This is a genomic window from Thauera carbonicopians (assembly GCF_025699485.1).
GTDB lineage: Bacteria > Pseudomonadota > Gammaproteobacteria > Burkholderiales > Rhodocyclaceae > Thauera.
In genome coordinates, this window is sequence record NZ_JANUXN010000014.1 from 33,706 (window position 1) to 47,035 (window position 13,330).

The following is a 13,330-nucleotide window of genomic DNA, read 5'->3' on the forward strand; positions in this document are numbered from 1 at the left end:
TGGGCCGCAGGCGCTGTCAGAAGTCGCCGGTCTGGCGGAGCCAGGCCGAGGCGCCCACGGCGCCGAGAAACACGGCGGCGTGGAATGCCGCCAGCCAGCGGTAGCGCCGCGCGATCCGGTCCGGGTCGAGATCCGAAACCAGGTAGAGCCGGCCGTCCGCCGGTTTGCGCATCACATGCGCTTCGGGCGCGGCCATCAGTTCCTGCCGTTGGCGCTGGACTTCGCGCTTGGCTGCTTGCCGGGCCAGTGCCCATTCGCGCAGGTCGAGTTCGCCGTTGCCGTCGAGATCGAAGCGTTGCAGCAGCGTCTTGCGATCCCGTTTCCAACTGGCCAGCAGCTCGCGGATCTGTGTGCGGCTGTCCAGATGCGTGCAGGCTCCGCCGAGGGTGGCGAAGTCGCCCAGCGCATACACCGTGTCGTGGCGGATCAGCGACCATTGCGTGTAGCGCATGTCGCCGACCGTGCTGACATCCCGGCGCCGCACCAGCATGTCGGCGCCTTCGGGGTCGATCGCACATGTGCCGCTGCCGTCGTCGAGCAGGAATGAGGTGTCGCTTTCGACCGTGCTGACGATTTGCCATTCGCCCTTGGCCTGGCGGCGCTCGATCTGCACGCGGTACCACAGCACCGGCAGTCCGTTCACCGGCGAATGGAGAGGGCGGCCGTCGAGCGGCCGGGTCCTGCCGCGCAGTTCGGCATAGCCTTGCGCCGCCGAGGCGATACGCGATGTCGGTGTATCGGCGATCAACCGCGAATGCCGCAGCGAGCGCGCCCAGCCATACAGGCCGGTCGCGGCCAGAAAGGCCAGCGCCGCGGTGGCGTGCCATCTGCCATCGGCCTGGAACAGAGCTGCGGCGGCGCCCATCTGGAGCAGCGGCAGCGCAGCGTCCAGCCGACTGTGAATGAGTCGAACGAGCATGCAAGGATCTGCTGCGTCTGGCCGGTTCAGCCCTTGAACAGCGCCTTCAGATCGACGTCGGCTTTTTCGGCGCCGGAGAACTGCAGCAAGGGCTGGGCACTGAAAGCGAACAGGCGGGCGACGATGAGGTCCGGGAACTGCTCGATGCGGACGTTATGCCGGTTGATCGCCTCGTTGTACCACTCGCGCCGGTCGGCAATGCCGTTCTCGAGCGTGCTGATGCGACTTTGCAACTGCGCGAAGTGCTCGTTTGCCTTCAGCTCCGGATAGGCTTCGGCAACGGCGAAAATCTGGCCCAGGCCGGCGCGCAACATGCTCTCCGCCGACCCGAGGGCGTCGACATCGTGCGTTTCGCGTGCCGCGGCCACGCGCGCGCGGGCTTCGGTGACGCGCGCCAGCGTGGTCTGCTCGAACTGCTTGTACTGGCGGCATACCTCGACGAGCTTGGGCAATTCGTCGTGGCGCTGCTTGAGCAGCACGTCGATGTTGGCCCAGGCCTTGGTAATGTTGTGCTTGAGATTGACCAGCCCGTTATAGGCGAGCACGCCATAGACCAGCCCGAGGGCGAGGACGCCCATTACCAGTGCGCTGAAGGTGTTCATGTGTTCGACTCCAGAAGGATTGTCCGGTCAGCGTGTGGCCAGGCGATTCAAGGCCTCCTCAGGGGCGCCGAGGCGCCTGAGCAGGGTTTCGCGCGGAATCCGCAGCAAAGTGCCGAGTTCGGCGAGATCATCCGGCAGGCCGGGGTCATCCCAGCCGTGGGCGAGATGTCTGGCGAGGCGCGCTGCCAGGCTCACTGTCCTGACCCGCGGATCGTTTTGCTGGCTGTCGTCGAGCAACTGCGCCAGCAGTGCCGGCAGGCGCCACGCGCGGACCAGGCCGAGCTGAAGTTCATTGGCCGTGATGCCGAATACCCGCCGCTGGGCATCCGCCGAGCGCAGGTGGCGATCGGCGGTCTGCAGCGCATAGACCTGTTCGGTCAGCGCCGGCGCATGGATCCAGCAGACGATTTCGGTCGCTTCGTGCAGCGACGCGGCGACCGTGATCTCCTGCACGTCGAGGTCGTGCCGCATGATTGCGAACTCCCGTGCCAGCCCGGCGATGCGGCGGGCGCGGGCGATGACCCGCAGCACGCCGACCAGCGCACGCGGATCCTCCTCGAGCGCGTCCTCCACGGTCGGCAGCGCGTCGAACAGGCGGAGGAATGGCTCGACACCGATCATCATCACGGCGCGTTCGATCGTGGTGATATCGTGATTCTGGGATTGTCGGCGATGCGTTTCCAGGTGCGTGAGCAGGCGCATCGTCATCAGCGGGTCGGCCTGCACGATGGAGGCCAACTGGCGGCTCTCGGCATGCTCCGGCTCGCGGTGCAGTGCCTCCAGTTCGCGTGCCGTTCGGCGCAGCACCGGCAGTGGCCGTTGCGTGAAGTACGCCACGTAGGCGCCCACCGAGGGCAGAGGGGAGTGCAGGGTGCTCATGGGCATGCTCGGAAACCAGGGTCTCGGGATGGCTAACGGCCGGCGTCGCTCAAACTGAAGCCACCTGCCGGGGCGGCCTTTCCATGGGGCTATAATTATGGCGAATCGCACCGAGACGGTCCGTGACATTCCACCGGCAGGAGAAGCCTGAGTGAAGCCTTTCAACGCTTTTGTGATCGACCTGGGCGGCAAGCTCGCTCTCGGGGCGATGGCGTTCCGGGGATGACCGTGGACGACAGACTCCCCCGGATCCTCGTGGTGGACGATTCGCGCATGGTGCGGGCCTCCATCCTGAAGAATGTCCGGGGCCGCTTCGAAGCGCGCGAAGAGGTCGATGGCGAAGCGGGCTGGGAGGCCCTGTTGGTCGACCCCGCGATCGACCTGGTGTTGACCGACATCGGCATGCCGCGCCTCGACGGCTTCGGCCTGCTCGAGCGGATCCGCTCCTCCAGAGTGGCGCGGGTGCGCGGCCTGCCGGTCGTGATCATCTCGGGCGATGAGGACGAGCATGCGCGTGAACGCGCCCTCGCGCTCGGTGCGAACGGTTTCATTGCCAAGGGCGTGGGCAGTGTGGAACTGTTGGCGACGCTCGATTCGCTGGTACGCCTGTCGCGGACGCAGACCGAGCTCGAGCGCAGCCGCGAAGCGCTCGCGAGCAACAGCCCGAAGGATCCGGAAAGCGGCCTGGTCAGCCGGGCCTATCTCGAGCACCATGGCGAACAGGTGCTGGCGGAGGCCCAGCGACGGCAGACCGGCATCGCGGTGATGTTGATCGAGCTCGATGACTACGAAACCTTGCTCGAACGCCATGGCCTGCACGTCGTGCAACTGATCGTGCGCAGGCTGACCAAGATGGTCACGGCACGGATTCGTACCGAAGACAGTGTGTCGCAACATTCGACTACTCAATTCGCGCTGTTGTCGCCCGGCATCGACGTGGTGTCGAGCTGTGCTTTCGCGCTCCGCCTGCGGAGCAGTTTCGAAAAGCTGGTGCTGGCCTATCGTGAAGAGCACATCCGCGTGACCGTGACGATCGGCGTGGCCAACTCCGCGGTCGATGGCCATGGCAAGGTCAGCGAGTTGCTGGAGATTGCCCAGGAACGCGTGCAGCGGGGGCATGAGGCGGGCGGCAATTGCGTGTTCGCGGATCACGGCAAGGTCGAGCCCGAATGGGTGGAACGCCAGGCCAGGCGTATATGCAGTGTCGATGCCGCGTTGCGCCAACTGCGTGCTGGCGCGATCGGTGAAGTCGAGGCGCGCCTGCCCGACATCATCGGCGCGCTTATGCCGCTATTCGAATTGATAGAATCTCGACTCCACTGCGGGCTGCCGATCGAGCAGCTCGAACGATACCAATATGGATCGGACGCCGGCAGTGGCAGGATGGATGGCACGCAAACCACCATCTGAGTCGTAAATCGCCGCTCGTGGCGAAGGCGCTTTCCCGGCGCGTCGGCATGGGCGGCTTGTCATCCGCCAATGAGGGAATGAGAGGGAGAGGAAGTAATGACGGATTACCAGCAATTTCACCGCCGCTCGATCGAGGATCGTGATGGGTTCTGGGCCGAGCAGGCCCAGCTCATCCACTGGAACAAGCCGGCCGAGCAGATCTGCGACTTTTCGAAGCCGCCGTTCGTCAAATGGTTCAAGGGCGGCGAAACCAACCTTTGCTACAACGCGGTGGACCGCCACGCCGCCACGCGGCCTAACGACCGTGCACTGGTGTATATCTCGACCGAGACCAACGAGGAAAAGGTCTACACCTTTGCCGAGCTGCAGCGCGAAGTCGAGCGCATGGCGGCCATCTACAAGGAACTCGGCGTCAAGCGCGGCGACCGCGTGCTGATCTACATGCCGATGATCGCCGAAGCCGCGTTCGCCATGCTGGCTTGCGTGCGCATCGGTGCCATCCATTCGGTGGTGTTCGGCGGTTTCGCCGCCGGTTCGCTCGCCACCCGCATCGACGATGCCAAGCCGGTGCTGATGGTCAGTTCGGATGCCGGCATGCGCAACGGCAAGCCGGTGCCTTACAAGCATCTGGTCGACGAGGCTTGCAAGCTGGCCGAGTTCCCGCCGGCCAAGGTGCTGATCGTCGATCGTGGCCTGGACAAGGGCTTCCCGCGTGTCGAAGGCCGCGACGTCGATTACGCCGAACTGCGCGCCAAGCACATGGACGACACCGTGCCGGTCGAATGGGTGGAGTCGTCCGAGCCGAGCTACATCCTCTATACCTCCGGCACCACCGGCAAGCCGAAGGGCGTGCAGCGCGACACCGGCGGCTACACGGTGGCGCTGGCGGCGTCGATGCAGCACATCTTCACCGGTGAGGCCGGCGAGACCATGTTCTCGACCTCCGACATCGGCTGGGTGGTCGGCCATAGCTACATCGTCTACGGCCCGCTGATCGCCGGCATGGCCACGATCATGTACGAAGGCACGCCGCTGCGTCCGGATGCCGGCATCTGGTGGCAGATCGTCGAGAAGTACAAGGTCAGCGTGATGTTCTCCGCGCCGACCGCGGTGCGCGTGCTGAAGAAGCAGGATCCGGCTTTCCTCAAGAAATACGACCTGTCCTCGCTCAAGCACCTGTTCCTGGCCGGCGAGCCACTGGACGAAACTTCGCACCAGTGGATCATGGAAGAGCTGGGCATTCCGGTCATCGACAACTACTGGCAGACCGAGACTGGCTGGCCGATGCTGGCGATCTGCCGTGGTGTCGAGCAAAGCCCGATCAAGCTCGGCTCGCCCGCCTTCCCGGTGTATGGCTACGATCTGCGCATCTTCCGTGAGGATGGCACCGAATGCGGTGCCAACGAGAAGGGCATCGTCGGCATCATGCCGCCGTTGCCGCCGGGCTGCCTGTCCACCGTGTGGGGCCAGGACGACCGCTTCGTGTCGACCTACTTCAGCACTTTTGCCGACCCGGTGGTGTATTCCTCGTCCGACTGGGGCATCAAGGACGAGAACGGCTATCACACCATCCTCGGCCGCATGGACGACGTCATCAACGTCGCCGGCCACCGCCTCGGCACGCGTGAGATCGAGGAAGCTGTGCAGTCGCACCCGGCGATCGCCGAAGTCGCCGTGGTCGGGGTGGCGGACGAAGTCAAGGGCCAGATGCCGATGGCCTTCGCGGTGGTGAAGAATGCCGCCGATGTCGATACACCCGAAAAGCGCGTTGCACTGGAGAAGGCCGTGATGAAGAAGGTCGACGAAAGCCTGGGCGCCATCGCGCGGCCGGCCCGCGTCCACTTCATCGGCGGCCTGCCCAAGACGCGTTCGGGCAAGATGCTGCGCCGCTCGATCCAGGCACTGGCCGAAGGCCGCGATGCAGGCGACCTGACGACGATCGACGATCCGAGCACGCTGGATCAGATCAAGGAAGCGCTGAAGTCATAAGCAGGTGCGGGCGGGCTTCGGCCCACCTCGATTACAAGCGAGCCTGAAGCGGCCCCGGGTACCCATCCCGGGGCCGCTTGTCTTCGTCACTGACCGAGGCTGCGGGCGATTTCCTCGTCGATCGTGCGCCATAGCGGACGCATGATCATGCGCATGTTGCGGACGATGCTCTGCACATCCATGACTGAGGGGACGCGCGTGCCGCGGTGTTCGATGGGGCCACCGATCTGCTTGATATCGACGCCAAGACGGGCAAAGTGGCTGGCCAGGCGAGGCTCGGTCAGCACGAACAGGGTATCGATGTCGTGGCGAATGGCCAGTGAGATGGCGCCCATGTACAAGCCTACCGGGATGTAAGGAAAGCGCGGCTGGCCCTTGTTGCCGAAGTCCTCGTCCTGGATGTCGGCCGCTTTTCTGGTTTCGCCCTTACGGCGCCGGTATCGCGCGCATACGGCGAGCCGGGAAACTTCCGCGATGCGGCCCCTGGGCAGTTTTGCGGGGTCGATGATGCTGCGGTCGAGCGTTGCGGCACAGGTGTGCTCGAAGGGCAGCAGCGCATCGGGATCATCCGGATTGGCCAGTACGAGCCGTGTACAACCTACCAGCGTGTGTGGTTCGTCGACGCCGCGCAGCAGACAATGGAGGCTGTGGGCATCGTAAGCGTCGATTTCCCGCCGGTCGGGGCGTTCCGGCTCGAACCTGAGTTCTTCGCAATAGACTTCGTGGCGGACGCGGTAAACCTGGTCACGAAGCGCTTCATCGTGTGCAGCATCGATGCGGAAATATTTTCGGAAGCCGTAGCCGAGATTGATGCGATCGAGTAGAGACATGTGGTGTCGCTCCCAGGTAGTCAGTTGCCTTGTCGCAGTGCATCCACGACGGGAGTGGCGGATATGCGGATTGCCGGGAACACCGAGGCAAGCACGGTCGCGCCCAGGCCGATCAGGCAGGATACGGCGACGGTGGTCGCATCGATCCGGATGAAAGCGGTATAACCCAGATTGGCGTTCGGCGGTGGTGGCATCGGAATTCCGATCGCCGAGATCAGCAGGGCCAGCGCGATGCCGATGGCCGCGCCGAGTAGCGCGCCGATCAGGCCCAGCACGAGGTTTTCCACCAGAATCAGGCGGAATACCTGGCGCCGGGTATTGCCCAGCGCTTGCAGGGTGCCGAATTCGCCCAGGCGCTCGAAAGCGCTCATGTTGACGGTGTTGGCGACGGACAGCAGGACCATGATCAGAATGATCAGTTTGAGTACGCCGAACTGCCGGTCGTAAAGCTGCAGCGTCTTGTCGTAGAAGTCGGATAGTTGGTGCCAGTTGCGGGAATCGGTCCCTGGAGAGAGCGCTTCGTCGATACGAGCCTGAACGGCGTCGGTGTCCTCTGTCTGCTTCAGCGAGACCACCAGAAGGTTCGCACCTGCAGTCCCGATCAATTCCCGTGCCGCATCGAGCGGGATGCGGACCGCACGCGCGTCGAAATCTTTCGAAAAGCTCTGGAAAACGCCGATGAGTTCGAAGTCGAACGTGTTCAGGGCGCCGTCTGCGGTGTTCATGACCAGCGTCACGAAGTCACCCGGTTTCAGGCTGAGCGAGTGCGCGACGCCCTGACCGACGATGATGCCGGTGTGGTCGGCGTCCGTCAGTTGGCGTCCAGCGGTGATGTTTACGTAGGAGCCCAACTCCGCTTCCTTGTCCGGCTCGACGCCTTCACCGATGATGGCCAGATCACGCTTGCCATTGTTCAGCAAGCCCGAGAAATTCAGCCGCGCAGTCACGTCGGTCACGCCTTGCTGCTGGAGAATGCTGCGAGTGACAGCATCCGGGTCATCGATGATGAAACGGTCTGGCTGGCGGCTTCCCTTCTCGATGAAATCCTGGCGGAAAACCTGGATATGCCCGGTCTGGGAATGGATGATGGCTTCGCCCAACTGGACGAAGATGTCCTGCACGAAGCCGCCGCTGAGGATCAGGCTTGAAACGCCGAAGACGATCGCCACGAGCGTCATGGCCGTGCGGATCTTCTGGCGGAACACGTTGCGGAAGGCGAGTTTGAAGAGCATGGCTTTTACCGCTGGTGGCGCAGCGCGTCGACAATGTTCATGCGCGATGCCTTCCAGGCTGGAAACAGGCTGGCGAGCAAGGTCGTGAAGAAGGCGAGCGCGAAGGCTTCGAGCGCCAGCGCAGGGGAGATCGCGATTTCTCCCGTGTAGCCTCGCGCCATGCCGGGCGGTGGCGGCATCGGGATGCCGATTGCCGATATCACTTGTGCCAGAAGATAGCCCAGCATGATGCCGACCACCCCGCTGATGATGCCGAGCAGGATGCCTTCGGTGACGAAAAGCTTCAGGATCTCGTGCCGGCGCACGCCAAGCGCCATCGAGGTGCCGATCTCTCCCGTGCGTTCGACGACGGTCATCGACAGGGTGTTCGAAATGCTGAGGATGACGATCAGCGCGATCAGCAATTGCACGACGCCGACCTGGCGCGAAAACAGCTCGACGGTCTTGTTGTAGAAGTCGGCCAGATCGGTCCAGGGAATGACCTCGAAGCCGGTTGCCGGCAAGCGCTCGCGCAAGGCATGCACAGCCTTGTCGGTATCGCTTGTCTCGTTCAGCAGCACGACCCAGCTCGTCGCGCCCTCTACACGCATCAGCTTGCGCGCGACATCGATCGGCGCCCGCAGCACGGTATCGTCGTAGGCCTTGGTGATGGTGGCGAAGAGGCCTGCGACGGTGAGCTCGACCGCATTGATGCCGCCGCTGGCCGTGGTGGCAAGTAGGACGACGCGGTCCCCCGGCGAGGCATCGAGGTTGGCGGCCAGACCCTCGCCCAGCAACACGGAGTCGGGCGGACTTTCGGTCAGATCCTTGCCGGCGACGATCGTGATCGCGCGCGCGATCGGTTGTTCCTGCTCCGGCGAAATACCTTCGCCGACGAAGGAGACCGTGGCTTCGTCTTTGCTGAGCAGGCCGCTGAAGGCCAGCCGCGGTGTCACCGTGCGAGCCTGCTGCCCGATGATGCCGGTGACGGGCGACGTATCGGCCGGCAGCAGATACTGGTATGGGTCACCCAATCCTTCACGCAAGTATCCTGGACGGGTCACCTGGACATGCCCGAGTTGAGAGTGGATCGTCGCTTCCCGCATGTCCTGGAAAATCCAGTTGATGAAGCCGCTGGCGAGCAGAAACGCCACGACTCCCCCCGCCACGATGGTCAGGGCCAGCAGGGCGCGCCGCCGTTGCCGAAGCAGGTTCCGTGCGGAAAGGGTCAGGATGTGGCGCATGCCGCGGAAACTCATCAGGGGTTCGCGTATAAGTGTTCTCTCTCTATGATAGCGGCCGTGCCGGCGGAAACTGAAGGGGAAAGGGGTGAAAGAGGACTTCGACTACACTGCTGCGTTCTCGCGAAACATCGGCTGGGTGACGTCTGAAGAACAGGCTGTGTTGCGGGGCAAGCGGGTTGCCATCGCCGGCATGGGAGGGGTGGGTGGCGTCCATCTGCTCACTCTGGCACGCCTGGGGATCGGGGGCTTCAACATTTCCGATTTCGATGAGTTCGATATCGCCAACTTCAACCGCCAGGCCGGGGCGGTCATGGGGTCGTTGGGGCAGCCCAAGGTGGAGGTGCTGGCGAAGATGACGGCGGAGATCAATCCGACGGTGGAAGTCAGGATGTTTCCGCAGGGAGTCTCGGATGACAATCTCGATGACTTTCTTTCCGGAGTCGATCTCTACGTCGATGGCCTGGATTTCTTCTCGTTCAAGGCCCGCCGTGCAACCTTTGCAGCCTGCCATCGCCTGGGGGTCCCCGCGGTGACCGCTGCCCCCCTGGGGATGGGGACTGCGGTACTGGTATTCCTGCCGGGGCAGATGTCGTTCGAGGAGTATTTCTGCCTGGACGGATGCGACGAAGACGAGATGGCTGTTCGTTTCCTGCTCGGTTTGTCGCCCGCTATGCTGCAGCGAAGCTATCTGGCGGATCCATCCCGGGTGAACCTGACCGAACGCCGCGGCCCTTCCACCATCATGGCATGCCAGTTGTGTGCGGGTGTCGCGGCAACGGAGGCGGCCAAGATACTGCTGGGACGGGGGGACGTGATTGCCGCACCGCGCGGATATCAGTTCGATGCCTATCGTAACCGGTTCGTGCGTACATGGCGGCCTGGCGGCAATCGCAATCCCCTGCAGCGGCTCGGGCTGATGATCGCACGCTGGCAGTTGCGCCGGATGAAATCCACAGGGGCATGAAGTGAACGATCGCGAAACACTGTTGGAAATTCTCAATCTCGCCCGCTGGGCGCCCAGCGGCGACAACACCCAGCCCTGGAAATTCGAGATCATTGCCGACGATCATGTCGCCGTGCACGGCCATGACACCCGGGACTGGTGCCTCTATGACATGGATGGGCGGGCGAGCCAGATGGCGCACGGCGCCTTGCTCGAAACCCTGAGGATCGCCGCGACCCGATTCGGCTTGCGTGCGGACTGGAACTGGCGGGCCGAAACCCCCGAGCATGCTCCGATCTATGACGTAAAGCTGGTGCCTGAAGCCGATCTCGCGGTCGATCCGTTACATCCCTTCATCACCACACGCACGGTGCAGCGCAGGATGATGCGCCGCACGCCGCTGACGCCGTCCGCCGTGCAGGCACTGCGTCTTGCGCCGGGAGATGGCTATTCGCTCAGGCTCATCGAGCCCGTCGGAGAGAGGTTGAAAATAGCAAGCCTGCTATGGACGAGCGCCCGTGTCCGCCTGACATGCCCTGAAGCTTTCGAGGTTCACCGGGAGATCATCGAGTGGGGCGCCACCTTCAGCAAGGATCGCATCCCCGAACGCGCGGTTGGTGTCGATCCGCTCACCGCCCGCCTGATGCAGTGGGCGATGAAGAACTGGAAGCGCGTCGATGCCCTGAACCGCTACGCCTTCGGCACGGTCGCGCCGCGCCTCATGCTCGATTTCCTGCCAGCCTGGGCCTGCGCCGCGCACGTGCTCGTCGAGCGTCATGCCTTGCCGGCCAGCTTGCCCGAGTTCGTCGATGCGGGGCGGGCGATGCAGCGGGTGTGGCTGACGGCAGCGTCACAGGGTCTGCACCTGCAGCCGCAGATGACACCGCTGATCTTTGGCTGGTACGCAAGTGCAGGCAGACCGGTCTCGGCCGACGAGCATGTCAATGCCGCGATGCGTGAAGTGGGGACGCAGGTCGACCGGATGCTCGGCGGCAAGGGCGTGTTCTTCTGCCGGGTCGGAGAGTCTAGCGTGCCTGTGTCGCGGTCGATTCGCAAGGAATTGGCGGAGTTGATGGTTTAGCGGCCGTTGAATCAGGCCGTGTTGGCAGAAGCAAGAGAGTACATCTCCGCCCGCTTGAGCATAATGGTGTCGATTTTTTTTACATACCAGGCTTTGTGCAGACGGCTAGCTTCCTCGGGGGTTGAGATACTTATTTAATTTCATTGACTTAGAGTTTTGTGCGGCTATTGGCACACTACATGCTTGAGTCTCCGTGCGGCACCTGCCAAATTGAACTGCTCTCGGCGAGAGCATGTTTTACTCAAGAAAACCTAGGAGATGGTCATGAAATTCAAGCAAATTGCTCTTGCCATTGCAGCAGTTGGTGCCACTGTCGCCGCTAGCGGTGCAGCCCAAGCTGCCGTGGTTCTCGATGGCTGGGCGCTCGAGACGGCGAGCGGTACTACCTCGAACATCGGGCGGTTGAATCTGGTGTCTGGTACTGCCACCGTGGAGCAGGAAACGGATGCCGCCGGAAACGTGTTTGTTGGGGCAGCCTTCCGGGAACAGGGCAGCATCTATTCGATCTCCTACACGACTGAAAACACGGTCGGCGCTGGCGACACTGGCGCACCGGGGAATCTGCATACGATGCTGACGATCAGCTTCAGCAATGTGGCAGGTCAAGTGACTGCCTTGAACTCCGGTGGCGGCTTCGCGTACTCGTTCACCAGCGGCGATTTCACGATTCAATCTGCTGACGGTGCTAGCGCTTCTGGCAGCATCATCGGGATCGGCGGTAATGCAGCCAGCACTGCCGTCATTGGCGGAACCAATGGTGACTCCACGCTGCTGGCTCAGATTCTGAGCACTGCTGGCATCATGAATTTTTATGATAACGGGGGTGGATTGTTGAACCCCGGTTTTGCCACTGGTGAGTATCTGTTCGAAGCTGTGACGAACAACAACGTGACAGACAGCTTTGGGCTGAGTGAGTGCTCGTTCAAGGCTGGCGCCACCTGCTCGCGGTTCAGCGTTGCATCTGCCGGTGATGCTTATATCGTGCAGCAGCAGGTTCCGGAACCCGCTATGCTGGGCCTGCTCGGCCTTGGTCTGATGGGCCTGGGTGTCAGCATGCGTCGTCGCAAGGCATGATGCCTCTTACGGAACGGCTCGAAATGGTTCGTTGTTAGGGCTGTAATCGAGTGTTCGTTCAAATCCCCGTCCAATGTTCGTGTTGGGCGGGGATTTCGTTTTAGAAGTGCTGATAAATGATCAAACAGGTTGCCACGGCGAGGTGACCTGAATCAGTACCTTGAAATTCGGCACGCAGGCGCCTACACCGTCGGAGGATGGGTATCGAGCCAGTGGCCCAGGGCAGCGTCTCCGTATCTGCCAGTCTTTGCCTGTGGCCTGAAGATTTTCGCTACCTCGACATCGTAACGCATGGTCATGGCATCTTTCTTGGGCCCACCGAGGCCGAGGATGGCCGAAAGCCGTCTTGGCTTCTTTGAGCGTGACCAACGGGCCGCCGATCAGGCGTCGCTTCCTGAAAAACGCATCGGCGTATCGCCCGGATCGGTCCGTTCGGTATGCCTAACCGGCTTGTTTGCGTTCATTTCAGTCGGTCGCAGTGCATCAAGGTGCGCTGAATAATGAAAAAAATGGCGCCATCAAGCTGCGTTCGTCTCCGTGCCATCAGGGGCTGTTCGTCAGCGCTGGAGCTCGCGCCCCATTTCCAGCACCTTGAAATTCAGCAGGTGGGTAGCCAGCACCGTCTCCCACATGAAGCAGCCGAGCGCCACCAGGAAGGACAGCACGCCCATCAGGAAGCACGCCATTGCCACCAGTGGCCATTGTGTTTCCCACGCTTGCCCAAGGAACAGGGACACGATGGTGATGCCGATGCAAAAGCCGCACAGCGCCAGGCAGCCGATGGAGAAATTCGCGATGCGTCCTCGCTTGCGCAGGAGCGCCAGCTCCATCAGCAAGCGCCTGATTAGCTCCTGATCGGTGCTGGTTCGCACGCGCTCGTCCAGTACGCGGGCCCGGTCGATGATGCGGGCCAGCCGCCCGGCCACGGCTCCGATCATGCCGGCCACTGCCGTTAAAAAGAACACGGGTGCCACCGCCAGCTGGACGCTGTGGGTGACCGAGGCGACATCGACGGGTAGGCTCATAGCAACGGAGGTGATGATGGGAACGCACGCATGGTACGCAAAATCACCCGGTGCTGGACATGCTCGAAAGCCATGGCGTCTCGACCGGTTTGTTGCGCCAGCGCTTCCGGGATTCGGCATATG

The 13,330-nt window shown here is 62.7% G+C and carries 12 protein-coding genes; 5 read left to right on the forward strand and 7 right to left on the reverse strand.

Annotated elements, in window-relative coordinates; all coding sequences use genetic code 11:
* Window positions 1-16 precede the first annotated feature (16 nt).
* From NX068_RS15780 to NX068_RS15790, 3 genes are read right to left on the reverse strand one after another with little or no spacing between them, the layout of a single operon-like run.
* Window positions 17-919, reverse strand: coding sequence for a hypothetical protein (locus NX068_RS15780; protein ID WP_263462210.1), 903 nt, complete (start codon window positions 917-919; stop codon window positions 17-19).
* Window positions 920-945: 26 nt separating this feature from the next.
* Window positions 946-1,521 (reverse strand): LemA family protein, encoded by a 576-nt coding sequence (locus NX068_RS15785; protein ID WP_263462211.1) that lies wholly within the window; start codon window positions 1,519-1,521, stop codon window positions 946-948.
* A 27-nt stretch (window positions 1,522-1,548) separates the two neighbouring features.
* Window positions 1,549-2,400, reverse strand: a complete 852-nt coding sequence (locus NX068_RS15790; RefSeq protein ID WP_263462212.1) for an HDOD domain-containing protein — start codon at window positions 2,398-2,400, stop codon at window positions 1,549-1,551.
* A gap of 222 nt (window positions 2,401-2,622) precedes the next feature.
* On the opposite strand from NX068_RS15790, the gene NX068_RS15795 reads away from it, so the two are divergent.
* The gene (locus tag NX068_RS15795; RefSeq protein ID WP_263462213.1) at window positions 2,623-3,810 is read left to right on the forward strand and encodes a GGDEF domain-containing response regulator; all 1,188 of its coding nucleotides are present in this window, start codon (window positions 2,623-2,625) and stop codon (window positions 3,808-3,810) included.
* 96 nt (window positions 3,811-3,906) lie between these two features.
* A complete protein-coding gene (locus NX068_RS15800) occupies window positions 3,907-5,799 on the forward strand; it encodes a propionate--CoA ligase (protein WP_263462214.1) in 1,893 nt (630 codons plus the stop codon).
* A gap of 86 nt (window positions 5,800-5,885) precedes the next feature.
* On the opposite strand, the gene NX068_RS15805 is transcribed toward NX068_RS15800, so the two are convergent.
* From NX068_RS15805 to NX068_RS15815, 3 genes are read right to left on the reverse strand one after another with little or no spacing between them, the layout of a single operon-like run.
* Window positions 5,886-6,629, reverse strand: a complete 744-nt coding sequence (locus NX068_RS15805; protein WP_263462215.1) for a PEP-CTERM/exosortase system-associated acyltransferase — start codon at window positions 6,627-6,629, stop codon at window positions 5,886-5,888.
* Window positions 6,630-6,649: 20 nt separating this feature from the next.
* A complete protein-coding gene (locus NX068_RS15810; RefSeq protein ID WP_263462216.1) occupies window positions 6,650-7,861 on the reverse strand; it encodes an ABC transporter permease in 1,212 nt (403 codons plus the stop codon).
* Between the two features lie 5 nt (window positions 7,862-7,866).
* Entirely contained in the window at window positions 7,867-9,084 is a 1,218-nt protein-coding gene (locus NX068_RS15815; protein WP_263462217.1) for an ABC transporter permease, read from the reverse strand.
* An 85-nt stretch (window positions 9,085-9,169) separates the two neighbouring features.
* Here NX068_RS15815 and NX068_RS15820 point away from each other — a divergent pair, with 85 nt between their 5' ends.
* From NX068_RS15820 to NX068_RS15830, 3 genes are all read left to right on the forward strand, one after another.
* On the forward strand, window positions 9,170-10,048 hold the full coding sequence (locus NX068_RS15820; RefSeq protein WP_263462218.1) for a ThiF family adenylyltransferase: 879 nt from the start codon (window positions 9,170-9,172) through the stop codon (window positions 10,046-10,048).
* A 1-nt stretch (window position 10,049) separates the two neighbouring features.
* The gene (locus tag NX068_RS15825; protein ID WP_263462219.1) at window positions 10,050-11,108 is read left to right on the forward strand and encodes a nitroreductase family protein; all 1,059 of its coding nucleotides are present in this window, start codon (window positions 10,050-10,052) and stop codon (window positions 11,106-11,108) included.
* A gap of 264 nt (window positions 11,109-11,372) precedes the next feature.
* On the forward strand, window positions 11,373-12,182 hold the full coding sequence (locus NX068_RS15830; protein ID WP_263462220.1) for a PEP-CTERM sorting domain-containing protein: 810 nt from the start codon (window positions 11,373-11,375) through the stop codon (window positions 12,180-12,182).
* A gap of 557 nt (window positions 12,183-12,739) precedes the next feature.
* Here NX068_RS15830 and NX068_RS15835 read toward each other — a convergent pair.
* Window positions 12,740-13,207 (reverse strand): DUF2721 domain-containing protein, encoded by a 468-nt coding sequence (locus NX068_RS15835; protein WP_263462221.1) that lies wholly within the window; start codon window positions 13,205-13,207, stop codon window positions 12,740-12,742.
* Window positions 13,208-13,330: the final 123 nt, after the last annotated feature.

What these genes read in the sequence shown, in the direction of transcription:
- NX068_RS15815 (WP_263462217.1), bottom strand. Translation starts at nt 9,084, where the DNA reads ATGCGCCACATCCTGACCCTTTCCGCACGGAACCTGCTTCGGCAACGG.
- NX068_RS15795 (WP_263462213.1), top strand. Translation starts at nt 2,623, where the DNA reads ATGACCGTGGACGACAGACTCCCCCGGATCCTCGTGGTGGACGATTCG.
- NX068_RS15830 (WP_263462220.1), top strand. Translation starts at nt 11,373, where the DNA reads ATGAAATTCAAGCAAATTGCTCTTGCCATTGCAGCAGTTGGTGCCACT.
- NX068_RS15810 (WP_263462216.1), bottom strand. Translation starts at nt 7,861, where the DNA reads ATGCTCTTCAAACTCGCCTTCCGCAACGTGTTCCGCCAGAAGATCCGC.
- NX068_RS15790 (WP_263462212.1), bottom strand. Translation starts at nt 2,400, where the DNA reads ATGAGCACCCTGCACTCCCCTCTGCCCTCGGTGGGCGCCTACGTGGCG.
- NX068_RS15780 (WP_263462210.1), bottom strand. Translation starts at nt 919, where the DNA reads ATGCTCGTTCGACTCATTCACAGTCGGCTGGACGCTGCGCTGCCGCTG.
- NX068_RS15805 (WP_263462215.1), bottom strand. Translation starts at nt 6,629, where the DNA reads ATGTCTCTACTCGATCGCATCAATCTCGGCTACGGCTTCCGAAAATAT.
- NX068_RS15785 (WP_263462211.1), bottom strand. Translation starts at nt 1,521, where the DNA reads ATGAACACCTTCAGCGCACTGGTAATGGGCGTCCTCGCCCTCGGGCTG.
- NX068_RS15835 (WP_263462221.1), bottom strand. Translation starts at nt 13,207, where the DNA reads ATGAGCCTACCCGTCGATGTCGCCTCGGTCACCCACAGCGTCCAGCTG.
- NX068_RS15800 (WP_263462214.1), top strand. Translation starts at nt 3,907, where the DNA reads ATGACGGATTACCAGCAATTTCACCGCCGCTCGATCGAGGATCGTGAT.